General features: G+C 59.8%; 29 protein-coding genes. 14 read left to right on the forward strand and 15 right to left on the reverse strand.

Features of this window, described 5'->3' with window-relative positions; translation table 11 throughout:
* Positions 1 to 234: 234 nt before the first annotated feature.
* The 13 genes from LC354_RS18020 to LC354_RS18080 all read right to left on the reverse strand — a co-directional run bounded on the left by LC354_RS18020 (position 235) and on the right by LC354_RS18080 (position 10,427).
* Complete coding sequence (locus tag LC354_RS18020; protein WP_317849347.1) at positions 235 to 486, reverse strand: DUF1989 domain-containing protein; 252 nt, start codon at positions 484 to 486, stop codon at positions 235 to 237.
* 228 nt (positions 487 to 714) lie between these two features.
* Positions 715 to 1,884 carry a type III PLP-dependent enzyme gene (locus LC354_RS18025; protein ID WP_223426470.1) on the reverse strand — a complete coding sequence of 390 codons (1,170 nt, stop codon included), beginning with the start codon at positions 1,882 to 1,884 and terminating at the stop codon, positions 715 to 717.
* 243 nt (positions 1,885 to 2,127) lie between these two features.
* Positions 2,128 to 2,907, reverse strand: coding sequence for a succinate dehydrogenase iron-sulfur subunit (locus tag LC354_RS18030; protein WP_223426472.1), 780 nt, complete (start codon positions 2,905 to 2,907; stop codon positions 2,128 to 2,130).
* Positions 2,908 to 2,920: 13 nt separating this feature from the next.
* Positions 2,921 to 3,250, reverse strand: coding sequence for a hypothetical protein (locus LC354_RS18035; RefSeq protein WP_223426473.1), 330 nt, complete (start codon positions 3,248 to 3,250; stop codon positions 2,921 to 2,923).
* Positions 3,247 to 4,077 carry a hypothetical protein gene (locus tag LC354_RS18040; RefSeq protein ID WP_223426475.1) on the reverse strand — a complete coding sequence of 277 codons (831 nt, stop codon included), beginning with the start codon at positions 4,075 to 4,077 and terminating at the stop codon, positions 3,247 to 3,249. Before LC354_RS18040 ends, LC354_RS18035 begins: the two co-directional genes overlap by 4 nt.
* Before the next feature lie 6 nt (positions 4,078 to 4,083).
* Complete coding sequence (sdhA, locus tag LC354_RS18045) at positions 4,084 to 5,889, reverse strand: succinate dehydrogenase flavoprotein subunit (protein WP_223426477.1); 1,806 nt, start codon at positions 5,887 to 5,889, stop codon at positions 4,084 to 4,086.
* Between the two features lie 74 nt (positions 5,890 to 5,963).
* Positions 5,964 to 6,335: a succinate dehydrogenase, hydrophobic membrane anchor protein gene (sdhD, locus tag LC354_RS18050; protein WP_223426478.1), complete on the reverse strand. Its 372-nt coding sequence runs from the start codon at positions 6,333 to 6,335 to the stop codon at positions 5,964 to 5,966.
* Between the two features lie 10 nt (positions 6,336 to 6,345).
* Positions 6,346 to 6,729 carry a succinate dehydrogenase, cytochrome b556 subunit gene (sdhC, locus tag LC354_RS18055; protein WP_223426480.1) on the reverse strand — a complete coding sequence of 128 codons (384 nt, stop codon included), beginning with the start codon at positions 6,727 to 6,729 and terminating at the stop codon, positions 6,346 to 6,348.
* Between the two features lie 150 nt (positions 6,730 to 6,879).
* Entirely contained in the window at positions 6,880 to 7,539 is a 660-nt protein-coding gene (locus tag LC354_RS18060; RefSeq protein WP_223426481.1) for a DUF1194 domain-containing protein, read from the reverse strand.
* A gap of 240 nt (positions 7,540 to 7,779) precedes the next feature.
* Positions 7,780 to 8,811, reverse strand: coding sequence for a MaoC family dehydratase (locus LC354_RS18065; RefSeq protein WP_223426483.1), 1,032 nt, complete (start codon positions 8,809 to 8,811; stop codon positions 7,780 to 7,782).
* The gene (locus tag LC354_RS18070) at positions 8,811 to 9,014 is read right to left on the reverse strand and encodes a DUF1737 domain-containing protein (protein ID WP_223426485.1); all 204 of its coding nucleotides are present in this window, start codon (positions 9,012 to 9,014) and stop codon (positions 8,811 to 8,813) included. Before LC354_RS18070 ends, LC354_RS18065 begins: the two co-directional genes overlap by 1 nt.
* 4 nt (positions 9,015 to 9,018) lie before the next feature.
* The gene (locus LC354_RS18075) at positions 9,019 to 9,567 is read right to left on the reverse strand and encodes an NnrU family protein (RefSeq protein ID WP_223426487.1); all 549 of its coding nucleotides are present in this window, start codon (positions 9,565 to 9,567) and stop codon (positions 9,019 to 9,021) included.
* 5 nt (positions 9,568 to 9,572) lie between these two features.
* Complete coding sequence (locus tag LC354_RS18080; protein ID WP_317849348.1) at positions 9,573 to 10,427, reverse strand: HpcH/HpaI aldolase/citrate lyase family protein; 855 nt, start codon at positions 10,425 to 10,427, stop codon at positions 9,573 to 9,575.
* A 346-nt stretch (positions 10,428 to 10,773) separates the two neighbouring features.
* Here LC354_RS18080 and LC354_RS18085 point away from each other — a divergent pair, with 346 nt between their 5' ends.
* Complete coding sequence (locus LC354_RS18085; RefSeq protein ID WP_223426490.1) at positions 10,774 to 11,106, forward strand: hypothetical protein; 333 nt, start codon at positions 10,774 to 10,776, stop codon at positions 11,104 to 11,106.
* Between the two features lie 101 nt (positions 11,107 to 11,207).
* Here the strand turns inward: LC354_RS18085 and LC354_RS18090 are convergent, their stop codons facing one another.
* Complete coding sequence (locus tag LC354_RS18090; protein WP_223426492.1) at positions 11,208 to 11,963, reverse strand: sulfite exporter TauE/SafE family protein; 756 nt, start codon at positions 11,961 to 11,963, stop codon at positions 11,208 to 11,210.
* Between the two features lie 166 nt (positions 11,964 to 12,129).
* On the opposite strand from LC354_RS18090, the gene mdh reads away from it, so the two are divergent.
* Together mdh and LC354_RS18100 are read left to right on the forward strand one after the other, a co-directional pair.
* Positions 12,130 to 13,092, forward strand: coding sequence for a malate dehydrogenase (gene mdh, locus LC354_RS18095; protein ID WP_223426493.1), 963 nt, complete (start codon positions 12,130 to 12,132; stop codon positions 13,090 to 13,092).
* Positions 13,093 to 13,123: 31 nt separating this feature from the next.
* Positions 13,124 to 13,939, forward strand: a complete 816-nt coding sequence (locus LC354_RS18100; protein ID WP_223426495.1) for a putative nucleotide-diphospho-sugar transferase — start codon at positions 13,124 to 13,126, stop codon at positions 13,937 to 13,939.
* A 56-nt stretch (positions 13,940 to 13,995) separates the two neighbouring features.
* Here the strand turns inward: LC354_RS18100 and LC354_RS18105 are convergent, their stop codons facing one another.
* Positions 13,996 to 15,042, reverse strand: a complete 1,047-nt coding sequence (locus LC354_RS18105; RefSeq protein WP_223426496.1) for a glycosyltransferase family 2 protein — start codon at positions 15,040 to 15,042, stop codon at positions 13,996 to 13,998.
* 177 nt (positions 15,043 to 15,219) lie between these two features.
* Between LC354_RS18105 and sucC the strand changes: the two genes are divergently transcribed.
* The 11 genes from sucC to LC354_RS18160 all read left to right on the forward strand — a co-directional run.
* On the forward strand, positions 15,220 to 16,413 hold the full coding sequence (gene sucC, locus LC354_RS18110; protein WP_223426498.1) for an ADP-forming succinate--CoA ligase subunit beta: 1,194 nt from the start codon (positions 15,220 to 15,222) through the stop codon (positions 16,411 to 16,413).
* A 3-nt stretch (positions 16,414 to 16,416) separates the two neighbouring features.
* Positions 16,417 to 16,737 (forward strand): hypothetical protein, encoded by a 321-nt coding sequence (locus LC354_RS18115; protein ID WP_223426500.1) that lies wholly within the window; start codon positions 16,417 to 16,419, stop codon positions 16,735 to 16,737.
* Between the two features lie 9 nt (positions 16,738 to 16,746).
* The gene (gene sucD / locus LC354_RS18120) at positions 16,747 to 17,631 is read left to right on the forward strand and encodes a succinate--CoA ligase subunit alpha (protein WP_223426501.1); all 885 of its coding nucleotides are present in this window, start codon (positions 16,747 to 16,749) and stop codon (positions 17,629 to 17,631) included.
* Entirely contained in the window at positions 17,631 to 18,083 is a 453-nt protein-coding gene (locus LC354_RS18125; RefSeq protein ID WP_223426503.1) for a DUF805 domain-containing protein, read from the forward strand. Before sucD ends, LC354_RS18125 begins: the two co-directional genes overlap by 1 nt.
* Before the next feature lie 154 nt (positions 18,084 to 18,237).
* Positions 18,238 to 18,768 (forward strand): DUF805 domain-containing protein, encoded by a 531-nt coding sequence (locus LC354_RS18130; RefSeq protein WP_223426504.1) that lies wholly within the window; start codon positions 18,238 to 18,240, stop codon positions 18,766 to 18,768.
* Positions 18,765 to 21,722 (forward strand): 2-oxoglutarate dehydrogenase E1 component, encoded by a 2,958-nt coding sequence (locus LC354_RS18135; protein ID WP_223426506.1) that lies wholly within the window; start codon positions 18,765 to 18,767, stop codon positions 21,720 to 21,722. Before LC354_RS18130 ends, LC354_RS18135 begins: the two co-directional genes overlap by 4 nt.
* A gap of 4 nt (positions 21,723 to 21,726) precedes the next feature.
* On the forward strand, positions 21,727 to 23,271 hold the full coding sequence (odhB, locus tag LC354_RS18140) for a 2-oxoglutarate dehydrogenase complex dihydrolipoyllysine-residue succinyltransferase (protein ID WP_223426507.1): 1,545 nt from the start codon (positions 21,727 to 21,729) through the stop codon (positions 23,269 to 23,271).
* A 10-nt stretch (positions 23,272 to 23,281) separates the two neighbouring features.
* Positions 23,282 to 23,656, forward strand: a complete 375-nt coding sequence (locus LC354_RS18145) for a hypothetical protein (RefSeq protein ID WP_223426509.1) — start codon at positions 23,282 to 23,284, stop codon at positions 23,654 to 23,656.
* Positions 23,653 to 24,039 carry an MAPEG family protein gene (locus LC354_RS18150; RefSeq protein ID WP_223426511.1) on the forward strand — a complete coding sequence of 129 codons (387 nt, stop codon included), beginning with the start codon at positions 23,653 to 23,655 and terminating at the stop codon, positions 24,037 to 24,039. The genes LC354_RS18145 and LC354_RS18150 overlap by 4 nt, the downstream gene beginning before the upstream one ends.
* Positions 24,040 to 24,265: 226 nt before the next feature.
* Positions 24,266 to 25,654: a dihydrolipoyl dehydrogenase gene (gene lpdA / locus LC354_RS18155; RefSeq protein WP_223426512.1), complete on the forward strand. Its 1,389-nt coding sequence runs from the start codon at positions 24,266 to 24,268 to the stop codon at positions 25,652 to 25,654.
* Positions 25,655 to 25,859: 205 nt separating this feature from the next.
* Positions 25,860 to 26,269, forward strand: a 410-nt coding sequence (locus tag LC354_RS18160) for a transposase (RefSeq protein ID WP_223421634.1), incomplete at its 3' end; no start/stop codon positions are given.

Here is a 26,269-nt window from a genome sequence, read left to right on the forward strand (position 1 = left end):
GACGCGACACATCCAAAGGCTCTCTCAGCATTAAACTCAAGCGAGCTGGATGGGACGAGGCATTCTTATGCAGCGTTATCAATGGGCTGTAAGAGGCATGATGCCAAACGCGATTGCCCTGCGTATCACGGGTGAAGCCGGTACACATGCACGCGTCAGGTTTAACTGGAACAAGTGGTGATATTGGTCGCCCGTCAACAAGTTCCCCCTTACAAGGATCGCAGCGTGTCCCGATCACATCGTACACCGAACCGCCGAAGGCATCGATCCATAACAATCCAACAAGTCTCGGATCGCCGTCGCCATGAGTCTGAGGAACGGCAGAGTCCTCCACAGCCTGTTCCCCATGGAGATATATGTGCCATGCAGGCCCCGCGTCCTGCCCGAGTAAAATCGTTCGGAGAGGTCATGAGCGTTACAAAGGTTGAGGTTGCCGACCAGGGCTTCCCCGATCAAAGTGATACGAAAAAAACCGCCCACAGGCACCTAGAAACATGCCGCTTCGCGCGATGGCACACGCGTTGCGTTTACCTTGCGCATACCCGCCCGACAGCGGCATAGGGCACCAGATCGGGACGCGGCAAACGATCCGTCGGGTAGCAATGGACCGGCTCGATGGCCCGGCGTGCATTAACGTCAGGGGGAATGTTCAAAAGCGCACCTCGTTTTTAAAGATGCGCCATTGGACTTGGGCTTGGTACGGCGAGAAAGAGGTTAGATCACGACGACATCCAAGGGCGGGAAGCCGTTAAAGCCGATGGAGGCATAGGTCGTGGTGTAGGCACCGCAATTGCGGATCACCACACGATCACCAGCGGCCAGGTCCTGTGGCAGATCCACCAACTTCTTCTCATAGAGCACATCGGCGCTGTCGCAGGACGGGCCTGCCACGATGCACGGCCCGGTCGGTGCGTCTTTGCGATCCGTGACAAACTGATACCGTATGGCCTCGTCCATTGTTTCGGCCAGTCCGGAAAACTTGCCAATGTCCAGATAGACCCAACGATGCAGATCATGCCGCGACTTGCGCGACACCAGCAGAACTTCGGCGGCAATGGCACCTGCCTCGGCCACCAGACCGCGACCGGGTTCCGCCATGACATGCGGAACGTCCCCAAAGCGGGCTTTGATCTGATCCATAACGGACGCGGCATAGGCCGTGGGTGCGTCAATCGCTTCGCCATAGAATGCCGGAAAGCCACCACCGATGTTAAGCAGATCCAGCTCGAACCCGGCAGCGTGCGCCGCGTGCCAAATCTCGGCGATCTGATCCAGTGTTGCGCCCCACATCGCGGCCATGCGGGTCTGGCTGCCTACGTGAAAGCTAAGCCCGCGCGGTTTCAGGCCAAGCGCCACGGCCAATCCCATCAGGTTCATGGCCTTGTCACGTGCACAGCCGAATTTCCGCGACAAAGGCCAATCCGCCTGTGACGCATCGACCAGAACACGGATGTAGATGTCCGCACCCGGCGCATGTTCCGCAATCTTTTCCAGCTCTTCTTCGGCATCGGCGGCAAACAGGGTAATCCCCGCCTGATGCGCAAATGCAATGTCGGAGGCCCGTTTGATCGTATTGCCAAAGGAGATGTGCGCAGGTTGTGCGCCCTGGCTCAGGCACAATTCAATCTCGGCCCGCGACGCAGCGTCGAAATTCGATCCAAGCGCCACCAGCCGCTCGATGACTTCACGCTGTGGGTTGGCCTTGACCGCATAGTGAATACGGGCCGAGCCCAGCCCCGCCGCCAGAGCATGATACTGAATCTCGACCGCGTCGATATCAAGCACAAGTGTTGGCCGGTCAAATTGGTGGTGTGCGATATAGGCTTCGGCGCGGTTCGAGCGCAGCGCAACAGGTGCCGAAAATTCGGTGACGTAGGCGTTCATTGTCATCTCCAACAGATGTGGGCCGTAAAGGCCGCAAGTTTTCCAATCGGAGACGTTACCGTCGCTACGTATGCGGAACCCCGGACAGAGGCGCGTGCGTTGGCGTCTATGGGGCCATATCCGACAAAAACCGACGTTTGGGAAGATGTCATTTTTGCATGGCTGTTCGTTCAAAAACGCCGTGACTGTTGAAACGAAAAAGCCCCGCCGTGGCGGGGCTTTTTATGGTAATATCCAACGTTATCAGACGGTCCGTTCGAGCATCATCTTCTTGATATTCGCAATGGCCTCTGCGGGGTTCAATCCTTTGGGACAAGTCTTGGCGCAGTTCATGATTGTATGACAGCGGTAGAGTTTGAACGGATCTTCGAGCTCGTCCAGACGTTCGCCCGTGGCTTCGTCCCGGCTGTCGATGATCCAGCGGTAGGCGTGCAGCAACGCGGCGGGGCCGAGGTACCGATCGCCATTCCACCAGTAGCTGGGGCAGGATGTCGAACAGCACGCGCACATCACGCATTCATACAGACCATCGAGTTTCGCACGGTCATCGACCGACTGACGCCACTCCTTGGCAGGACGGTTCGTTTTTGTCTCCAACCACGGCATGATCGACGCGTGCTGGGCATAGAAATGGGTCAGGTCGGGGATCAGGTCCTTGATCACCGGCATATGCGGCAGCGGGTAGATTTTCACGTCCCCCTTCACATCATCCATGCCATAGATACAGGCCAGTGTGTTGATCCCGTCGATGTTCATTGCGCAGGACCCGCAAATCCCTTCGCGGCAGGACCGGCGGAAGGTCAGGGTCGGGTCAATCTCGTTCTTGATCTTGATCAGCGCGTCGAGGATCATTGGGCCGCAGGTATCCATATCGACCCAATAGTTATCGACCTGCGGGTTTTTCCCGTCATCCGGATTCCAGCGATAGATGCTGAACTTGCGCAGGTTGGTGGCCCCTTCGGGTTTGGGCCATGTTTTCCCCGTCTGAATGCGGGAGTTTTTGGGAAGCGTCAGTTGGACCATCTTGGTTCTCCTATCACGCGGCCAAAGCGGTCAGGCCCGCTGTGCCAATGCATTGTTGTGTCTCGGGGCGCTGCAACACTGCGGTTGCCAACGCGACGGTGGCTTCATCGACGCCGGTCACGGCGTCGCCTGCGAACTGGCGCAATTCGCGCAAGTCCGAATTGTCAATCACGCAGTCCGTTACGGGCGTCACGGCCGCAGACGGAACTTGAGGAACATAGAGCACGAGTGCTTCTGAAACAGCCGCCTTTGCACTGCGTTGCGCAATGTCGTCGGCTGCGTTCGTGGCGTCCTGGCACGCGGCGAGCACGAGGAGGGCTGTCAATGAAATCGCACGGATCATGGCAATTTTACCTTCGCTTGCGCCCTTTCAAGCAGTTTCGAGAGCCGTTCGGCATCTTGCGGAAATACGTCCGCCAGACGCTCCATAAAGCCCAGATCCCGCGCAGCGGTCCAAAGCAGTAGCTGATATTCCAGATCATCCGCCATTTCGGCACTGCGTGTGTCGGTGGCCAGTGTCGCCACGTCGGCCGTCTTGCCCTGAAAGGACGATCCGCCGCCAAAGCGTTGCACCGCGCCGCGCGACAGGTCCCGACCCGGCAGGCCGATGCGCTCAAGGGCGGCGGCGCGATAGTCTTCGCGGCCCATCCAGTCGTCGTACAATACCGGTACGACATCCTTGTCCTGCACCCGATCCAGCATGGTCTGATAAGTGCGCAGAGCGTTCATCATCACGCGATTGCGCTCCAGCGGACCGTAACCGGGATTGCCCTGGATCTTGCGCAACAAGGACGCGGACCAGTGCAGAAAGCTGCGAAAGATGATCACACAGGTTTCGGGCGCATCATAAAGCGGTTTGAGGCCAGTATCGGGCATGCTGTCTTCGTAAGAAACCACTGTAAAAGGCGCAGGACCCGCCGCCGCCAACTTGGCACCAAGGCCATCTGCGGCCAATTCGACTCCGTTCGCATAAACCGAGATGCCGCGCGTCGTCTGCAACGGGTTTCGTCCCGGACGGCAGTTGTTCAGAAACAGCCCGTTACCCCCCGGCGCATTGCGCAACATCCAGTCGATCAGCGCATGGTTGCCAGACCGGCGCATGCCATAGACCCGCAACACCTGCGCAGGCGCAAGTGCAACGGTCTCTTTGGTGCGCAGGGCCTGGGCCATCCCGACTTAATATACCCGCGCTTTGGGCGCAATTTTCTTGAGGTCGATGCCGCCATCGTTATGGCTGGTCAACGGATTCAGGTGCACGCCCCGGAAGCCAAGCGAGGCTTCGTTGCCCTTGAACCAGACAAGGCTGTGTTTGCGCCAGTTCTCGTCATCCCGATCAGGATAATCCTCATGCGCATGGGCGCCCCGGCTTTCTTTGCGCGCCGCAGCTGCAGTGATTGTGGCGACCGCATTGGGCATCAGATTGGTCAGTTCCAGCGTTTCCATCAGGTCCGAGTTCCAGACAAGCGAGGTATCGGTGACCTTCAGATCGCCTTGCTTGGAGGACACATCTTCCATTTTCGCCTGACCTGCGGCCAGCGTCTTGTCAGTGCGGAAAACGGCCGCATCGTCCTGCATCGTTTTTTGCATCTCAAGGCGCAATTCGGCCGTGGGCACGTGGCCCTTGGCATAGCGCAACCCGTCAAACCGGCTGAACGCGGCATCGACAGACCGTTGGTTCGGTGTCGGTACCGGCGATTTCGGGTCAACAATCTCACCCGCGCGGATCGCGGCAGCCCGGCCAAAGACGACCAGATCGATCAACGAGTTTGACCCAAGCCGGTTGGCTCCGTGCACCGAAGCGCACCCGGCCTCGCCCACAGCCATCAGGCCCGGCGAAATATTGTCTGGCTTGTCCTTGGTCGGGGCCAGGACTTCGCCCCAATAGTTCGTCGGAATGCCGCCCATGTTATAGTGAACGGTGGGCAGAACCGGGATCGGCTCCTTGGTCAGATCAACGCCGGCAAACACACGCGCCGACTCCGAAATCCCGGGCAGGCGCAGGTCCAACGTTTCCTTTGGCAGGTGGTTGAGGTGCAGGTGGATGTGATCGCCCTGCTCGCCCACACCGCGCCCTTCGCGGATTTCCATTGTCATGCATCGCGATACCACATCCCGGCTGGCGAGGTCCTTGTAGGTCGGTGCATAGCGTTCCATGAAACGCTCGCCTTCGGAGTTGGTGAGGTATCCGCCCTCGCCCCGCGCCCCTTCGGTGATCAAACACCCGGCACCATAGATGCCGGTCGGGTGAAACTGTACGAACTCCATGTCCTGCAACGGCAGGCCCGCGCGGGCCGTCATGCCGCCGCCATCACCCGTGCAGGTATGCGCGGACGTCGCCGAGAAATATGCGCGGCCATAACCGCCTGTGGCCAGCACCACCATTTTGGCGCTGAACAGGTGCATCGTTCCGTCGTCGAGCCTCCAGCACAGAACACCCTGACAGACGCCGTCTTCGGACATGATCAGATCAATCGCGAAGTATTCGATGTAGAATTCCGCGTTGTTCTTGAGCGATTGCCCATAAAGCGTGTGCAGGATCGCGTGCCCAGTCCGGTCCGCGGCAGCACAGGTCCGCTGAACCGGGGGGCCCTCACCAAATTGGGTCGTGTGACCGCCAAAGGGACGCTGATAAATCTTGCCTTCTTCAGTCCGCGAAAAGGGCACGCCGTAATGCTCCAGCTCATAAACCGCCTTGGGAGCTTCGCGCGCCAGGTACTCCATCGCGTCGGTATCGCCCAACCAGTCAGAGCCCTTGACCGTATCATACATATGCCACTGCCAGTTATCGGGCCCCATATTGGACAGGCTTGCAGCAATGCCACCCTGCGCCGCAACGGTGTGCGAGCGGGTCGGAAATACCTTTGTTACGCAAGCGGTGCGCAACCCCTGCTCCGCCATCCCGAGCGTGGCGCGCAAACCCGCACCCCCGGCCCCGACAACGACCACGTCGTATTCATGCGTTTCATAATCATAAGCAGCCATGTTGCGGCCTCCTGTCGGTTAAAGCGCCAGACGCGCTTTGAAATCTGTTATTGTGCGATCCGAAGCCCGCATGATCAAAGAGCGATCCGCGCAATGGCGAAAAGACCCGTTGCGACAGCGCCGTAGCTGACGCAGATCATCGCGACGATCAGCACCTTTTGCATTGTCCCATGGACATAGTCCTCGATCAGCACTTGGACACCGTCCTTGAAGTGCATGAAGCTCACCACGATGGTCAGCGCCGCAACAATCGCCGGGAAAGGCCGGGAGAAATAGGCGATCACATCGGCATGCGGTTCGCCCAGCATCGGACCAAAGGTGAACAAGAACAGCGGGATCAGCACCAGAAGGCCCACACTGCTGACTTTCATCGCCCAGAAATGAGCGGTTCCGGTCTTGGCAGAGCCCATGCCCACGGCACGTTTGCGGTCGGTCAAATAGCTCATGGTCGCCTCCTTAAATAATCACGATGGTCAACAGCGTCAGCACCAGCGAGCCGCCAATGATCGCCCAGCCCATTTTTTCCGCCGTCTCGAGATCAAGGCCGATGCCGTTGTCCCAGATCAGATGCCGGATACCGGCCAGCGTATGGTACCAAAGGCCCCACAGGGACAGCGTCATCACCAGCGTGCCCAGAAATCCGGTGAGCAGCCCGTCGGCAAAAGCGAAATACTCCGGCGAGGTGGCCGCAGCCAAAAACCACCACACGACCAACAGCGCAGAGATCAGCAGCGCATTGCCAGTGATCCGCGTCAGGATCGACGTCATCGACGTCAGCTGTGGTCGATAGATAGACAAGTGCGGTGAGAGCGGGCGATTGCCCCGGTTGACGTCGGCCATAGTGCGTCCTTTTTGTTCCCTGAACTCTTGATAGCGATTTTTACGCGCGAGTCACGCGTCACGCCATCCCATTTGGCGCGGTCTTTTGGCGCAATTGACAGTTTTTCGCGGATCGTGATCACAGCGCGAAAGACTGTGATCACAAATTGGTCACTTCCTCAGTGATGTAACCTGTCTGGTCGTCTCGCGCTGCAGTTTTCGTTTGATTTGTTCGGGGTAGTCGGCGAATCCATTTGCTGTGACCACAAACGCCCCCGGCCCCGTGATGAGGTTTTCAAAAAAGTAGCCCGTCAGGTCCACGTCATCCGTCTCGATGGCCAGCGCGTTCACCGTTATGCCGTCTGCGTTCAGATCCGCGCGCTGCGTCGCGGGCTCAATCCCCTCGTTCGAGACGCCGTCCCCAGACACATCGATCACCTTGCGCGTACAAGAGGCGACAGGCCCAAAGGCTACGCGACTCACCAAGAGGGCCTCGCCGATGGCCGTCGAATAATTGCGCCAGACACGGGGATCGTTCTCAATCATATCTGCGAGGCGCAGCACATCCTGATAGCTTTGCATGGCGGTCCACGGAATGGTTTGCCGCTGCCGCGACGCGCCCGTCCACTGCACAAGGCTGACCTGCGCCTGCTGCTCGACGAGCGCATCGGCCACTATTCCGTCCCGCAAGGCCAATGCCAGCCCATCCATTTGTGTCCGGTATTCCTGTTTATCGACCGAACCGGACACATCTACGGCCAAGAGCAGCGCCAGATCGCAAGCCCGCGCAGGGGCGCTCAGGATCAGAAAAAGGGCGAAAAAGCGATACATTCTGCCAATCTAGCGCGGACAACACGCGAACGCATCTCACTTTGACGTGGATCGGTTCGTCAACCGCGCAAAAAGGCCGGGCACATGACCCTTGAATCTCATTTACATAGGGACGCGGCTCACTTGCGCATCAAGAAACGCAATGCCCTACCATAGATTGAAAGGACCGTTTCAAAGGGATGGTGGGTGGGGCGTCATCCGCGCGTCAGCGCCGGATGCGCGTCATCCTCCATCCCAATCCTACACAGGCATCACCGCCCAGTAATCCAGATCCAGCAAGACATCCGGCCGGTATTTCCCATCCGCACCGCGCAATTCAAACGGCGTCGTTCCTTTGGTCGCCACCAGCCGCAATCGGATCGCGCCCACGCCGGGTGCATCCATCGGCGCTTTGTCCAGCACTTCCGACCACGCCCGGATCGTATCACCGGACAAACAGGGGTTGGCATGTGCGCCGCCATTGAGACCAACGATCACCTGCGCATTGGCCAGACCATTGAACGACAACGCCCGCGCCATCGAAATCACATGCCCGCCGTAAATCAGGCGGCTGCCATCGGGGCGGGCAGACGTATCGAAATGCACCTTGGCCGTGTTCTGCCAAAGGCGGGTCGCGAGCATATGCTCCGCTTCCTCCACGGTAACACCGTCGACATGGTCGATCTTTTCCCCGATCTCGTAATCACTCCAGCGGTGCGGTTCACCCGCCAGACCGAAATCGTAGTTCGCAAAATCGAGCCCGTCGGGCACGACCAACTGGTCAGCGGTCAGGGCGTCGGACAGGGTCGGCATGACCGTTTCAGGTGCCGGAGCTTCCAGATCGCCTTTGCGCACCATCACCCACCGCACGTATTCAAGCACAGCCTCGTCGCGTTGGTTCAGGCCTGTCGTGCGCACCCAAACGACCCCGGACTTGCCGTTCGAATTTTGCTTGAGGCCAATCACTTCAGATCGCGAGCGTAGCGTATCCCCGGGCCACACGGGCGCAAGCCAGCGTCCTTCGGCATAGCCCAGATTGGCCAGCGCGTTCAGCGAAATATCCGGAACCGTCTTGCCAAAGACAACATGGAACGCGATCAAATCGTCGAGTGGGGATGCAGGCAGCCCGCACCCTTGGGCAAACTGGTCCGACGAGTACAGCGCATGCCGCGCCGGATACAGCATGTGGTAAAGCGCGCGCTCCCCCCCAGACACTGTCCGCGGCACCGCATGCTCGATCACCTCACCCAAACGGTAGTCCTCGAAAAACCGGCCCGGATTGGTTTTGGTCATCACTGCGCCCCCAGCTTGGTTTCAGAGGTGTATTCACCTGCCACCTCTTTGGTCACAGCCTGTCCACACCGCATCACGCGCGCGGTCGGATCCCATGTCTGGGTTGGGCTCCCATGCAGCGCCCAGCCCTTGTTCAGGGCCTCCGTCACTTTGTGACAAAAGGCCGACGTGTCCTCTTCGGACAAAAAACGATAGAGTTTCATAAGCTTACCCCGGAAATGGCCAAACGCCCAGCCACACGTGGATCGCGGCGACCACGCTGAACATGACCAAAGTAATCACCACCAGTATCACGTCCTTCTTGGCCGGACCCGGTGCGGGACGTTGCCAATCCGGCTCTGCCCGATTAATCAGGATGACGGATCCCACAGCCCACGCCAACAGTCCGCCAAACAGGATGATCGAGGCCAGATCGCCATTCACCAGAAGGTGCGCAACGGCCCAGATCTTGACCGCAGTCAGCTGCGGATGGCGCATCTTGCCGCGCAGACGGCCCGTCGTGGCCGACATTCCGTAGACAAAAAATGCGATCAACATCAGCAGGTTATTGATGTGAACCATAAAGGTAGGAGGATACCAGACATTGATGAACGGCGCCCATTTGTAGCCATAGACCATCGCCACAATGCTCGCCACGATCAGAATGGCAATAATGCCCTTGCCCGCATTGCCAAGGCTGGCGCGCAGATCAGGGGCCAGCCGTTTGAAATAATGCGCCAGTATCCAAAGGATCAGGCCGAGGATCAAAAGGGTCATGTCATCTATTCCTTTGCAAGGGCCGCGATTGCCTCGGCTTTGGCCAGGGTTTCGCGTGCCGTTACGATGTGCAGATTTTCGACGATACGTCCATCCACGACCGCAACGCCCTGCCCGTTGGCCTCCACCTCTTCAAAGGCTGCAATCTGGCGGCGAGCCAGATCGATATCTTCGTCTGACGGAGAAAAGGCCGCATTGGCCCCGGCGATCTGCGCCGGGTGAATCACCGTCTTGCCGTCAAAGCCCATGTCGCGCCCTTGCGCGCATTCAACGGCCAGCCCTTCATCATCCTTGAAGGCGTTATAGACCCCGTCGACAATCGCCAACCCATGCGCCTTGGCCGCCAGAAGGCACAGGCCGAGCCCGGTCATCATCGGCAGACGGTCGGTGCGAAAGCGTGTTTGCAACTCCTTGGCCAGATCGTTGGTGCCCATAACCATGCCTTGCAGCCTTGGATGTGCGGCAATCTGCGCGGCATTCAGCATGCCCAGCGGCGTTTCCATCATCGCCCAAAGCGGCGTGTCACCGGTGATCTGCGCCAATGCATCCAGATCGGCCGGGGTCGAAACCTTGGGCAGCAATATCGCATCCACGCCCATTGCCTGCGCGGCACGCGCGTCCTCGGAGCCCCACTCGGTATCAAGGCCATTGATCCGCACGATGCGCATGCGCGCGCCATACCCACCCGCGGCCAATGCCTCGGCCAATGTCGCGCGCGCCGCCTGTTTTTCATCAACCGAAACAGCATCTTCGAGGTCGAATATGATCGCGTCGGCAGGCAAGGTGCGGGCCTTCTCAAGCGCGCGCGCCTTTGAGCCGGGAATGTACAGCATAGAGCGCAGGGGGCGGGCAAGGGCCATAAGGACCTCCTCGTAAGTCATAAAGTTGCGCGCTATGGGACATTTATTTCCAGATAGTTCAAGGCCTGATTGCCGCATTGCAGCAAATTCAGCCTTTTCGAGGTGAAAATCCGGGCCTGCACCGGTGACCGGACGGCCCGTTAACCATTATTTCAGGCTCAACGCGCAGGATTTGATCATTCCAAGACCTCCGGAAAGGCCGTTTCAGCAAGGCCGCTGAACAGTTTGACGGAAAATCAGGGGTCGCGAAATCAAGATGTATCCGGCGCTGCCCGGTCATCGCCGGAAACTCCGGCAAGGCCAGATGATCAGAGGTGATGCCTTTTGCTGCGAAAGGCTGAACAAGATGACACAGACACCAACGTTTTTGAACAAAGCTGCGCTTGCCACCGCTGCGGTCGTGACACTGGCAACCGCACAAACGGCGCTGGCGCAACAAACGCGCAATTGCGGACCGCGCGAACTGGTCGTGACGCGACTGGCCGAAGGTTACGGCGAAACGCGCCAATCCATGGGGCTGGGCGCGAACAACGCCGTGATCGAGGTTTTCGCCTCCGACGAAAGCGGCACATGGACGATCTTGGTCACATCGCCAAACGGCACGACTTGCCTGGTGGCAAGCGGTCAGGCTTTCGAGACCCTCGCCGAAGCCCTGCCCGCCAAAGGCAGTGACGCCTGAGCAAACCTCTTTCAGGCAATTAACGGCAAAGCTGCCGCGTAAGGCGTACCTGTTGGTACGCCTTTTTTGCACGCGGTTGACCGTTCAGGCGACGCCAGATCTTACGTCAGCCCGTCCCAGATCAGCTTTGTTCCCGTCACCGTCAAAAGCGCATAAGTCAAAAGGAAAAACGCGCGTTCCGGCATCAGATGATGCGCCTTGACGCCCAGCCAAACGCCGATCAGGGCAAAGGGGGCCAGCACAAGATTGGCCAGACCCGTTTCTTTGGTAAACATGCCCAGAAACGCATAAGGTACGAATTTCGCGATATTTATAATCCAGAACGCCAGCACAGTGCTGGCCTGATATTCCGTTTTGGTCGGCTTGAGAGAGAGCAGATAAACCGCAGCGGGCGGCCCGCCGGCATGGCTGACAAAACTGGTGAACCCTGCCACCAGGCCGGCAAGCGCCCCGGCCCAATCCGGCAGATTGCGCGACGCCGCCCGGATCCACCCGCGCCTCTGCGCGATCTGCCACAGCACGAAGCCGATCGATATCACGCCGATCAGCACCCGAAACACATCCGCGTCCGCGCGCGCATAGAGCGCCGCCCCGATGGCCACCCCAGGCAAGCCACCCAGAATGAGAAGCATGGACGCGCGCAAGTTCCACTTGCCCCAATACGACCGCAGCGCAGCCACATCCATCAGCATCAGCATCGGCAACATCACGGCCAACGCAAGGCCCGGCTCAATCACCAGTGCCAGAATCGATGCGGCCGCAAAGGCGGCGCCGGATCCGAACCCGCCTTTGGAAATGCCGGCAAAAACGACAGCCGGTGCAGCCATTGCAAAAAACCCGAATGTCAGTTCAAGCATGGCTTAATGTCCCGAAAACCTCGCATTCCTATCCCTTTAGACTGACCGGAACGGGCGCGCCAGCGCACAAACAATCTGCGTGCCGCAGCGCAGCACCCTTGCGCCAAAGCCCAACTCGGGCTAGGCACCGCGCCAGCAAAAACCCCAAGAGCGGAGAATTTCACCCATGGCCAGACCCAAGATTGCCCTGATCGGCGCCGGTCAGATCGGCGGCACGCTTGCCCACCTCGTCGCGCTCAAAGAGCTTGGCGACGTGGTGCTTTTCGACATTGCCGAAGGGACGCCGGAAGGCAAAGCCCTCGACATCGCGGAGTCCGGCCCGTCGGAAGGCTTCGACGCCAATCTGCGCGGCACGCAGTCCTACGCCGATATCGCAGGCGCGGACGTCTGCATCGTCACCGCCGGTGTGCCCCGCAAGCCCGGCATGAGCCGCGACGATCTGCTCGGCATCAACCTCAAGGTCATGAAGTCTGTGGGCGAAGGCATTGCCGCCCATGCCCCGGATGCCTTCGTGATCTGCATCACCAACCCGCTTGATGCAATGGTCTGGGCACTGCGCGAGTTCTCCGGCCTGCCCCACGAAAAAGTCTGCGGCATGGCCGGTGTTCTGGACAGCGCGCGCTTCCGCCACTTCCTTGCCGAAGAGTTCGGCGTCTCCATGCGCGACGTCACCGCCTTCGTTCTGGGTGGCCACGGCGACACGATGGTGCCCTTGACACGCTATTCGACCGTTGCAGGCATTCCTTTGCCCGATCTGGTCAAAATGGGATGGACCAGCCAGGAAAAACTGGACGCCATCGTACAACGCACCCGTGACGGCGGCGCCGAGATCGTCGGTCTGCTGAAAACCGGCTCCGCGTTCTATGCGCCTGCGACCTCCGCCATCGAAATGGCCGAAGCCTACCTGAAAGACCAGAAACGCGTGCTGCCCTGTGCGGCCTATGTTGACGGCGCTTTGGGCCTAAAGGGTATGTATGTGGGTGTACCCACGGTCATTGGCGCCGGCGGCATCGAAAAGGTGATCGACATTCAGATGACCAAGGACGAGCAAGCAATGTTCGACAGCTCCGTCGCCGCGGTCAACGGTCTCGTCAAAGCCTGCAAGGGCATCGACGAGTCGCTCGCCTGAAGCAAATGATCGACCTTGGCAGCCTCAGACAATGAAACGCGGCGCACAAGGCTATGTGTATGCCACGACGGGCCAGGATTATACCACCCTGGCCCGTCGCGCGGCGCGCACACTGCGCGACGCAATCCCCGATGCCCAGATTGATCTTTTTACGGATCAGGACATTGACGATCCGATATTCGATCAGATCCACCGGCTGGAGATCGACTGGAAATTCCCCAAGATCGAGGCGATGCAGCGCAGCCGCTTTCGCGACACGATCATGTTGGATGCCGACACGGTCATTCTGACAGATGTCTCCGAATTGTTCAGTATGGCACAGCACTACCCCCTGTCCGCTTGCATCGGGTATGCCCGCCCGGCCTATATCTTTACATCACAACGGGATCTGCCCCGCTGGGTGCCCGTGCTGAATTCCGGCGTGCTGGTGTTTCGGCAAGGCCGCCGCATCCGCAAACTGGCCCGCGCCTGGGGCAAGACGATGATCAAGCACAAGCAAACCCATGATCAGCCGCCCTTGCGCCGCTTGTGTTGCGATCTGGGCATCCAGACCGGGATCATTCCACCGGAATACAACCTGATCCATCTCACCATGCTGGATGTATGGGAACCGCATATGGCCGCTCCGCGCATTCTGCATGTGCGGGGCCTGCACCGAAAACCGCCCGGGGATCCCTTGGTCCCGATCACCTTGCGCGACGTGGTCTCCGAAGCCCATGCCGGGATGATCGAAGACCTCTTTGCCGCGGAAACCCTCTGGAAAGCCGACGCGACGCCCCTGCCCTGGCCCCGGCGCAGCAAGATCGGCCAGAAGTTGCTGTCGGTCTGGAAACACGTGAGCTCCTGACATCAAGACTGTCTTGCACCCGATATGGGAGGTTGATCGACGAAACCGAACACCTTTCAATCGCTGCCGTTCAAAATATCGTCCAGCCACGGATTTCGGGCGCGCACATCTGCGTCGAAGGCCGCCACGCTTAAATCCGGGGCAGACGCCCCCAAAACGTGACCCGGATCAAACGGAACCTCGCACAGCAGGTCAAAACCGCGCAGCCGCCTGCACCGATCCGACGTCAGGAGAAAAAGCGACGCATGCGCCCTAAGCAAATCCTCGAGCGTTTCGCCTTGCTCCAGCATCCAATCAATCTGTGCGGCCCGATGCGTCTGTAGCACCGCGTTTCGCACGTCGGGTGGATTCAGGCGATATCGCATCCCCTTCATCGCCCAGTGCAGCGGCGTCAGGCCATCGAAATGCAACAGGCGCGTTGTGCGCGACACCTGTTTGGGCGCCCGCTTCCACCTTTCGGAGCCGCGGATCGTTGCATTATGCACCCCAAGGCGCAAACCCTGGCCGACGGCGATACCACTTTTCCCTGCCCCGTGAGAATACTGGCCGCGCTTCATGAAAGGCGCAAATTCGCCAAAGGCGGCACGCGCGTCGGCCCCTGACAATTGCGAAGAGGCGCGAAACATCCCGTCGAACACGGAGCGCTGCCCGGCCGTTTCCACAAACATACGCTCCAGAACGGGCAGGTTCAGTTCGGTTTGTCCACGGCCCAAAGCCTCAAGCTCAGACCTCAGATTCCCGTCCTGCCAGATGAATTCATCCGCATCGATATGAAACAACCAGTCGGTGCGCGCCACGGCTTGCGCCGCATTGGCATTCAGCGTTTGGCGGCGCATCTGCGACGCCGGCCGCCCCTTGCGCCCGTTCAGCTCCCGCCAGTGCGCAGAATCGCAAACCACCGCCTGACACCCCGCGATCTGCCGGATTGACGCCATCGCCGGATCCCCCGGATCGTCGAAGAACACATGCACGGCACTGGCCCCCGTCGCCAGGTGCCAAAGCACATTTGTCTGGACCAGCGCCCGCGGCTCGCAAACCGTCATGACAACGCTCCAGGTGACCGGCGCATCTGCGTCTGTCAGCGCTTTAACGATTTCCGTCACGCGATTCCCTTTCCGGCCGAGGCGTCTATTTTTGTGATCACACGATTAAAAAGTGTGATCACAAAATGTGGAATTCCTTGCAAAAACCCCGTACTGCGACGTCTTAACCATTTACGCGGCTTCAATACTTTGTCGAATAGGGACGAACGTGACGCACTGATACGGGACCGACCAGATATGAACATCCATGAATACCAAGCCAAAGCCCTCTTGCGCAGCTACGGGGCCCCGGTCTCGGAAGGGCGCGTCGTCCTGCGGGCCGAAGATGCCAAGACCGCCGCAGGGGCGCTTGATGGACCATTGTGGGTGGTCAAGGCGCAGATCCACGCAGGCGGGCGCGGAAAGGGCAGCTTCAAGGAAGCCGACGCCGGCGACAAGGGCGGTGTGCGCCTGACCAAATCCGTCGAGGAAGCCGCACAGGAAGCCAAGAAGATGCTGGGACGTACGCTGGTGACACACCAGACCGGCCCTTCCGGGAAACAGGTCAACCGCATCTACATCGAAGACGGCTCGGGTATTGAAACCGAACTTTATCTCGCGCTGCTTGTGGACCGACAGACCAGCCGCGTCAGCTTTGTCTGCTCCACCGAAGGCGGCATGGACATCGAAGAAGTCGCCGCCTCGACCCCCGAAAAAATCCTCAGCTTCTCGGTCGATCCGGCCACCGGCTACCAGGCCTTCCACGGCCGCCGCATCGCCTTCTCGCTGGGACTTGAGGGCAAACAGATCAAGCAATGCGTGGCCCTGATGGGTCTGCTCTACAAGGCATTCGTCGAAAAAGACATGGAGATGCTCGAGATCAACCCGCTGATCGTGACCGACAGCGGCGACCTCAAAGTGCTTGACGCCAAAGTGTCGTTCGACGGCAACGCCATGTACCGCCACGCCGATGTGAACGAGCTGCGCGACGAGACCGAGGAAGACCCCAAGGAACTCGCCGCCTCCAAATACGACCTCAACTACATCGCGCTCGACGGAGAGATCGGCTGCATGGTCAATGGTGCGGGCCTTGCGATGGCCACCATGGACATCATCAAGCTTTATGGTGCCGAACCTGCCAACTTCCTCGACGTGGGCGGTGGTGCGACCAAGGAAAAGGTGACCGAGGCGTTCAAGATCATCACCTCCGACCCGCAGGTCAAAGGCATTCTGGTGAACATCTTCGGCGGCATCATGCGCTGCGACGTGATCGCCGAGGGCGTTGTGGCCGCGGTGAAAGAGGTTGGCCTGCAAGTGCCGCTGGTTGTCCGCCTTGAGGGCACAAACGTGCAGCAGGGCAAGGACATCATCAACAATTCCGGCCTTGACGTGATCGCCGCCGACGACCTCAAGGACGGCGCCCAGAAGATCGTGAAAGCGGTCAAGGGCTAAGTCATGCGCGGGTTTGTAGTCCTTTTCACAACCCTAGCGTTAAGCGTTTCCACTTCTTCAATGGCAAGCGCCGCTGAATTTGAAGTCTTGAGGGACTGCTTCAAATCCAACGTCAGAAAACTGGAACCATACCAAGACAATATGCTCGACCTTGCTGCCATTCTGTTCACGACAACTTGCGAAGATGAGAAGAAGTCATTTTTCGACAGCCGTGAAACGCATGACGAAGACATGATGAATTTACATTATTCCATGATGCAAATCCTCGTCCAACAGATGGTAATTGAAGCAAGAGCATCCCGCTTGGACATACAATTGAACTAGGAGCCAAATATGGCCGTACTCATCGACGAGAACACCAAAGTCATCTGTCAGGGCCTCACCGGCTCTCAAGGGACATTTCACACCGAGCAGGCGATCGCCTACGGGACCAAGATGGTCGGCGGCGTGACCCCCGGCAAAGGCGGTATGACCCACCTTGATCTGCCCGTCTACAACTCGGTCCACGAGGCGATGGCGATGACCGAAGCGAACGCCTCCGTGATCTACGTCCCGCCCCCCTTTGCCGCCGATTCGATCCTCGAAGCCATCGATGCCGAGATGCCGCTGATCGTGTGCATCACCGAAGGCATCCCCGTGCTCGACATGATGAAGGTCAAGCGTGCCCTCGAAGGCTCCAAATCCCGGCTCATCGGCCCCAACTGCCCCGGTGTTATCACGCCCGACGCCTGCAAGATCGGCATCATGCCCGGCCATATCCACAAACGCGGTTCCTGCGGCGTGGTCTCGCGCTCGGGCACGCTGACCTATGAGGCGGTCAAGCAGACCACCGATCTGGGGCTGGGCCAGTCCTCCGCCATCGGTATCGGCGGCGACCCGATCAAGGGCACCGAGCATATCGACGTGCTGGAAATGTTCCTGGCCGATCCCGAAACCACATCGATCATCATGATCGGCGAGATTGGCGGCTCTGCCGAAGAGGACGCCGCCCAGTTTCTCGCCGATGAGAAAAAAGCAGGGCGCTGGAAGCCAACAGCGGGCTTCATCGCAGGCCGCACAGCGCCTCCGGGCCGTCGCATGGGTCACGCCGGCGCGATTGTTGCCGGCGGCAAAGGCGGCGCCGAAGACAAGATCGAAGCCATGCGCGCCGCAGGCATCGTGGTGGCCGACAGCCCCGCAACGCTGGGCGAGGCGGTGATGGAAGCGATCAAGGGCTGATGGAGGCCAGTGCTCACATTGCGGCAGGCTTTCGCAATTACGCCAGATTTTCCGGTCGCACAGCGCGGCCGGACTATTGGGTTTTTGCAGGCTTCCTGTTTGTGGCGCAGATCCTGAGCTTCTTCATCGCGCCCATTGTGGCCGCAGGCTTCGCCCTGGCGACAGTGACGCCGGGCCTGTCTGCCGCCGTCCGGCGGTTGCACGACGCAGGCCGCTCAGGCTGGTGGCTCGTTCTGCCCGCTGTCGTGTTGCCCGGTTGGCTGCTGATCTGGTTCGCCTCTGCTGCGGCAGCGATGGCAGTTCGGGTTGATACGCTCGACAACGATATCTATTTCCTGACCGCCAGCGCGATCATGCTGGTGGTGGTGACGATCACATTGTTCTGGTTGGCAGCCCCCTCGGAACCCGGTGCCAATGCACATGGACCCAACCCGAACGAGGTCGCAGGATGAAAATCGCAACACCTCCCTTTCAAGGGCCAACCGACCTGAATGGCGCCCACCAGCACAAGGCAGCAACACTGCTCCGCACACGCCGGGCCGCCAGGGGAGCCATGACATTTGGCTCAAACACAGGGCCAACCACGCTCAGACAAAGAGTATGCTAATGAACTTCCAAACCGCCGTCAAAACCTGTTTTTCCAAATACGTCACATTCTCCGGTCGCGCCGCGCGGTCGGAATACTGGTGGTTTTTCCTGTTTGGAATCCTGGGCAGTCTTGTTGCCGCAATTCTGGACGGCGTCCTGTTTGGCGCGGCGACCGTACAGACAGAGGTTACCGACACCAGCGCCAGCGCTTCCGCCGTCAGCAACGGACCAATCGCCTCGATCTTTTCGCTGGCCATTCTGCTTCCACAACTCAGCGTCGGCTGGCGGCGCATGCACGACACCGGGCGCTCGGGGGTTTTCCTGCTTTATCCGCTCCTTGTCATGGTCGGGATCAGCATGTTCCTGGCGTTTTTTGGCAGCTTTGGTACTGGCGTCGACGGTGGGCTTTCCGGCACTGTCGCTGTCATCACCGGCCTCGCCGTCTTCGTTCTCGCAATCTCCCCCTTAATCGTCCTTTGGTGGCTCACCCGCCCGTCGCAACCCGGCGCCAATGCATACGGTCCCAACCCACATGAGGTATCCCCATGACCGACCAATCCCCCAATGACCAGTTCCACGCCTCCAGCTTCATGCAGGGGCATAATGCGGAATATCTTGAACAGATGTATGCGCGCTATGCGGGCGATCCGAGTGCGGTCGACGAAGCGTGGCAGGCGTTTTTCAAAGCGATGGGCGATGATGAGGTTTCCGTAAAACACGAGGCCTCCGGCCCCTCCTGGGCGCGCAGCGACTGGCCTCCGCTACCGGGCGATGACCTGACGCAGGCGCTGACCGGCGAGTGGGCATCCCCCGCCGAAGTCAAAGGGGCGGGCGACAAGATCAAGGCCAAGGCGGTTGAAAAAGGCGTCGAGGTCAGTGGCGACCAGATCAAGCGCGCCGTGCTCGACAGTATCCGCGCGCTCATGATCATCCGCGCCTACCGGATCCGGGGCCATCTGGTCGCCGACCTTGACCCGCTCGGCATGCGCGACCAGACGCCCCACCCCGAGTTGGACCCCAAATCCTACGGTTTCACCGAAGCCGACATGGATCGCCCGATTTTCATCGACAAGGTTCTGGGCCTCGATGTCGCCTCGATGCGCGAGATCATCGACATCGTGAAGCGGACCTATTGTGGCACGTTTGCGCTGCAATACATGCATATTTCCAACCCCGAAGAGGCCGGCTGGCTCAAGGAGCGGATCGAAGGGCTGGGCAAGGAAATCCAGTTCACCCGCGAGGGACGCAAGGCGATCCTGAACAAGATGGTCGAGGCTGAGGGCTTCGAGAAATTCCTGCATGTCAAGTATATGGGCACCAAACGCTTCGGCCTTGATGGCGGCGAAAGCCTGATCCCCGCGATGGAGCAGATCATCAAACGCGGCGGTGCCCTGGGCCTGAAGGAAATCGTGATCGGCATGCCCCACCGTGGACGTCTGAGCGTTTTGGCCAATGTGATGGCCAAACCCTACAAGGCCATTTTCAATGAATTCCAGGGCGGCAGTTTCAAACCCGAAGATGTCGATGGCTCCGGCGATGTGAAATATCACCTCGGCGCGTCCAGCGACCGCGACTTTGATGGAAACTCCGTACACCTCAGCCTGACGGCCAACCCCAGCCACCTCGAGGCGGTGAACCCCGTCGTCATCGGCAAGGCGCGCGCCAAGCAGGACCAGTTGAAAGATACCGAACGCACAGCCGTCATGCCCATCCTGCTGCACGGCGACGCGGCCTTTGCCGGCCAAGGCGTTGTGGCGGAGTGTTTTGCCCTCTCCGGGCTGCGCGGTCACAAGGCGGGCGGCACGATGCACATCGTGGTCAACAACCAGATCGGCTTTACTACCGCGCCCCACTTTTCGCGGTCTTCCCCCTACCCGACCGACAACGCGCTGGTGGTCGAAGCGCCGATCTTCCACGTGAACGGCGACGATCCCGAGGCCGTGGTGCACGCCGCCAAAGTCGCCACGGAATTTCGCCAGATGTTCCACAAGGACGTGGTCATCGACATCTTCTGCTACCGCCGGTTCGGGCACAACGAGGGCGACGAGCCCATGTTCACCAACCCGGTGATGTACAAGAAGATCAAAAAGCAAAAGACGACCCTGACCCTGTACACGGAGCGTCTGGTCCGCGACGGCCTCATCCCCGAAGGCGAGATCGAAGACATGAAAGCCGCGTTCCAGGCGAAAATGAACGAGGAGTTCGAGGCTGGCAAAGACTACAAACCCAACAAGGCCGACTGGCTGGATGGCAAGTGGTCTCACCTCGACCGCAACAAGGAAGATTACCAGCGCGGCAAAACCGCCATCGCGCCTGAAACCTTCGCAGAGGTCGGCCGTGCGCTGACGACTGCACCGGAGGGTTTTCCGCTGCACAAGACCGTTGGGCGTCTGCTCGAGACCAAGAAGGCGATGTTCGACAGCGGCGAAGGGTTCGATTGGGCCACCAGCGAAGCGCTCGCCTTCGGCTCCCTCCTGACCGAAGGTTATCCCGTGCGTCTGGCCGGTCAGGACAGCGCCCGCGGCACCTTCAGCCAGCGCCATTCCGCGCTCGTCAATCAGGAAACCGAAGAACGGTATTATCCGCTCAACAGCGTCCGCCCCGGACAGGCCCATTACGAAGTCATTGATTCCATGCTTTCGGAATATGCCGTACTGGGGTTCGAGTACGGCTATTCGCTGGCCGAGCCGAACGCACTCACCCTGTGGGAGGCCCAGTTCGGTGATTTTGCCAACGGCGCGCAGATCATGTTCGATCAGTTCATCTCCTCGGGTGAATCCAAATGGCTGCGGATGTCAGGCCTTGTGGTCCTGCTCCCGCACGGGTTCGAGGGGCAAGGCCCTGAACACTCGTCGGCCCGGCTGGAACGGTTCCTGCAAATGTGCGGCCAGGACAACTGGATCGTCGCCAACTGCACCACGCCCGCCAACTATTTCCATATCCTGCGCCGACAGATCCATCGCGACTTCCGCAAGCCGCTGATCCTGATGACCCCGAAATCCCTGCTCCGCCACAAACTCGCGGTCAGCAAGGCCGAGGAATTCACCACAGGCAGCAGCTTCCACCGCGTGCTCTGGGACGATGCCCAATTCGGCAACTCGGACACCGAACTGGCAGCGGATGACAAGATCAAACGCGTCGTGATGTGTTCGGGCAAAGTCTACTACGACCTGCTCGAAGAACGCGACGCGCGCGGGATCGACGACGTCTACCTGCTGCGGTTCGAACAGTTCTATCCCTTCCCGGCCCAATCGGCCGTCAAGGAACTGGAACGGTTCAAAAGCGCCGAAATGATCTGGTGCCAGGAAGAGCCCAAGAATCAGGGCGGCTGGACGTTCATCGAACCCAACCTCGAATGGGTGCTTGGCCGGATCAACGCCAAGCACACGCGCCCGGTCTATGTCGGCCGCGCCACCTCTGCCTCGCCTGCAACGGGCCTCGCCAGCATGCACAAAGCCCAACAAGCCGCTCTCGTCGACGAAGCGCTGACCATCAAAGGATAAGACAATGACCACCGAAGTCCGCGTGCCCACATTGGGCGAAAGCGTCACCGAAGCCACCGTCGCCACCTGGTTCAAGAAACCCGGAGACGCGGTTGAGGTTGACGAAATGCTCTGCGAGCTGGAAACCGACAAGGTCACGGTCGAAGTGCCCTCACCCGTCGCCGGCACCCTTGGCGATATCGTCGCAGCCGAAGGCGAAACCGTCGGCGTCGACGCGCTGCTGGCCACCATTTCCGAAGGGGCCGGTGCCGCAGCCCCCGAAGCCAAGCAAACCCCGGCCCCCGAAGCCGACGCGCCCGCATCCGATGGCGCGGACGTCGACGTCATGGTGCCGACCCTTGGCGAATCGGTGACCGAAGCAACGGTCAGCACCTGGTTCAAGGCTGTCGGTGACACCGTCACGCAGGATGAAATGCTCTGCGAGTTGGAAACCGACAAGGTAAGCGTCGAGGTCCCTGCCCCTGCGGGCGGCGTTCTGAGCGAGATCGTCGCGCCTGAAGGCACGACCGTGGATGCCAATGCGCGGCTTGCCGTCATCTCCGGCTCCGCCGAAGGCCGTGTCGACCCCGGCCCGCGCCCACAAGCCAAGGAGGGCGACACAGACCCCACCAGCAACTACCAGAACCCACCCGCAGGCCAGGGTGGCGCACGCAGCGACGTCGAAGACGCCCCCGCCGCCAAAAAGGCAATGGCCGAAGCAGGCGTCAGCCGCGATCAGGTCACAGGCACAGGCCGGGATGGCCGCGCGATGAAAGACGATGTGGCCCGCGCCGTGGCCGCGGCCGCCAGCGCACCCGCGCCGGCCGCAGCCCCTGCCATGCCACGCGCCCCCGTCGCTGCGGATGATGCCGCGCGCGAGGAACGGGTCAAGATGACCCGCCTGCGTCAGACCATCGCCAAGCGCCTCAAGGACAGCCAGAACACGGCCGCCATGCTCACCACCTATAACGAGGTGGACATGACCGGCGTGATGGAATTGCGCAATGAATACAAAGACCTGTTCCTGAAAAAGCATGGCGTCAAGCTGGGCTTCATGTCCTTTTTCACCAAGGCCTGCTGCCACGCGCTGCGCGAAGTGCCCGAAGTCAACGCCGAGATTGACGGCACCGACGTGGTCTACAAGAACTTCGTGCATATGGGCATCGCCGCAGGCACGCCGCAGGGGCTCGTGGTGCCGGTGATCCGCGACGCGGACGCCATGAGCTTTGCCGCCATCGAAAAGGCCATCGCCGAAAAAGGCGCCCGCGCCCGCGACGGCAAGCTTTCCATGGCCGAAATGCAGGGCGGCACGTTCACGATCTCCAACGGCGGCGTCTACGGCTCGCTCATGTCCTCGCCCATCCTGAACCCGCCCCAGTCCGGCATCCTCGGCATGCACAAGATCCAGGACCGCCCCATGGCCATCGGCGGCCAAGTGGTGATCCGGCCCATGATGTATCTGGCTTTGTCCTACGACCACCGCATCGTGGACGGCAAAGGGGCGGTGACGTTCCTCGTCCGGGTCAAAGAAGCACTGGAGGATCCACGTCGGCTGTTGATGGATTTGTGAGGTAAGCCGAATGGATTTGGTCACAGGCGTAGCAGCCGCTTCGCAAGCGATTAAGCTCGTAAAAGAAATTGGTGACATTGATCGCAGTATTGATGAAGCAAGTTTCAAGTTGAAAATTGCAGAGGTTGTTAGTGCGCTAGCGGACACGAAAATGGCGCTCGCTGACGCAAAGCAACGCATTCACTCATTGGAGAGTGACATAAAAACATTGAAGAAAGGCGACACGTGTCCCATGTGCAAGAAAGGACATCTGCGCGTTGTATCCGCAGAAGATTCAACTCGCGCAGGGGTTGAGTATCATAACTGTAAGTGTAGCCACTGCGAATACAAGAACAAACGTTTGTTCGACGCTTCAATGGGAACATATGCGAGCCAATTGAAATGACCCCAGAACTCACATACCTCACTTACGCCGTTATCCTGCTGATCGTCCATATGGTCGTGCAAGGCGGCGCCTCCAACCTGTCCAAGGGCCTCGACTGGGCGCTTGGCCCGCAAGACGAACCGCGCGATCCGGACGCGGTCGCGGGCCGCCTCGAAAGGGCACTCAGAAACTATGTCTACAACCTGCCCGCCTTCATCGCCCTCGCCCTGATCCTCAAGGTCACCGACCTCGGCACTGCGGGCACGGCCACCGGCGCGGCGCTCTGGTTCTGGGCGCGGGTCGCCTATGTCCCCGCCTATGCCTCCGGCATTCCTTATGTCCGCTCAGTGGTGTGGTTTGCATCGCTGGTCGGACTGGTCATGATGATCCTGCCGCTCATATGAAGACGCCCGCGCTCATATCCGCCCTGTGCGCCGCAATTCAGGACGTCTGCGCATCATGGCTGCCCGCCCGCGCCGCTATTGCGATCCGCATCGACGCGCGCACCAACCCGTCACATCTGAACAAACTGCAAACGAAACGCCCGTTGGCGGTGCACAGTCGGTGCACGCCCGGTGTACGGGTATCACCCCCCCCGCTGCACAGCCAATTTCAACGAAAGGACACCTCATGGCTTCCTATGACGTCATCATCATCGGCTCCGGCCCCGGCGGCTATGTCTGCGCCATCCGCTGCGCGCAACGCGGCCTGAAAACGGCCATCGTCGAAGGGCGTGACACGCTGGGCGGCACCTGTCTGAACGTGGGCTGCATCCCCTCCAAGGCGCTGCTGCATGCGTCCCACATGCTGCACGAGGCAGAGCACAATTTCGCCGCCATGGGCCTCAAGGGCAAAAGCCCCTCGGTCGATTGGAAACAGATGCTCTCCTACAAGGACGACACCATTGGTCAAAACACCAAAGGTGTTGAATTCCTTATGAAAAAGAACAAGGTCGACTGGCTGAAAGGCTGGGGCAGCATCCCCGAAGCGGGCAAGGTGAAAGTGGGCGATGAGGTCCATGAGGCGAAATCCATCGTCATCGCCTCCGGGTCTGAGCCCGCCAGTTTGCCGGGTGTCGAGGTGGACGAAAAGGTTGTCGTAACGTCGACAGGCGCCTTGGAACTGGGCAAGGTTCCGAAGAAAATGGTCGTGATCGGAGCAGGCGTTATCGGACTGGAATTGGGCTCCGTTTACAAACGGCTCGGCTCCGAAGTGCAGGTCATCGAGTTTTTGGACGCCATCACCCCCGGCATGGATGCCGAGGTGCAGCGCAGCTTTCAGAAAATCCTGAAGAAACAAGGCATTGACTTTACGATGGGCGCCGCTGTGCAAAAAGTCGATGCAACCAAAACCAAGGCCAAAGTCACCTACAAACTGCGCAAGGACGACAGCGAACACGTGGTCGATGCCGACGTCGTTCTGGTCGCCACCGGCCGCAAACCCTATACCGACGGGCTTGGCCTTGACGCGCTCGGGATCGAAATGACCAAGCGCGGCCAGATCGCCGTGGACGCCCATTGGCAGACCAACGTACCGGGCATCTACGCCATCGGCGACGTGATCGAAGGCCCCATGCTCGCCCACAAGGCCGAAGACGAAGGCATGGCCGCCGCCGACCAGATCGCAGGCCACCACGGCCACGTGAACTACGGCGTGATCCCCGGCGTGATCTACACCCACCCGGAAGTTTCGAATGTGGGCGAGACCGAAGAAACCCTGAAAGAACAAGGCCGTAAGTACAAGGCCGGCAAGTTCAGCTTTATGGGCAACGGGCGGGCAAAAGCGAATTTTGCAGCGGATGGCTTTGTCAAAATTCTGGCCGACGCCGAAACCGACCGCATCCTCGGAGCGCATATCATCGGGCCGGGTGCAGGCGATCTGATCCACGAGATCTGCGTCGCGATGGAGTTCGGGGCCTCGGCCGAAGACCTCGCTCTGACGTGCCATGCGCACCCGACCTATTCCGAAGCGGTGCGCGAAGCGGCCTTGGCCTGTGGCTTGGGCGCGATACACAGCTGAGCGTGACTGCAGCGCGTCCTGAAAAAGGGCGCGCCACACCAAGTCAGGCGAAACACTGCTGGTTTTTACTCAATCCCTTGAAACCTTCTGCCGATAGCTACGTTGAGTGATCCCGCATTCCCCAAGTAGCTCTCTGATTTCGCTGTCTTGAACGTGATATTTTCTATATATATCATGGCGTTGGTTGCTGCGGAGGATGTGTTTCATGGATCACCCAGAGGGTGCGGGCTTGCAGCGGGCAGATCGTGTGGATTTTGACCCTCGCGTGCGGCTGGAATTCCGGGGCGCTCAGCTCAGTTCGGATGGCGGCCTTCTGGTGATGCGCGAGCTTGATGACGCGCTCGGTCTGTCCAATCTGGCGTCTGCTGCCCTGTGCGATAATCGCCGTGGCAAGAACACGATCCACCGGCTCGACGGGCTGTTTCGGCAATCGGTCTACGGCCGGTTGGCAGGATACGGGGACGTCAATGACGCCGACCGTCTCGCGCTCGATCCCGTGATGCGCCAGGTTGTCGGTGGCCGTGCCGTCGATGCGCATGCCGCATCCACGTCGCAGATGGGCCGGTTCGAGACCGAGGGACTGGCGACCGCAGAGAACCGGGCGGCTCTGTCTGA

The sequence above is a fragment of the Tateyamaria pelophila genome, assembly GCF_019966495.1.
Classification (GTDB): Bacteria; Pseudomonadota; Alphaproteobacteria; order Rhodobacterales; family Rhodobacteraceae; genus Tateyamaria; species Tateyamaria pelophila.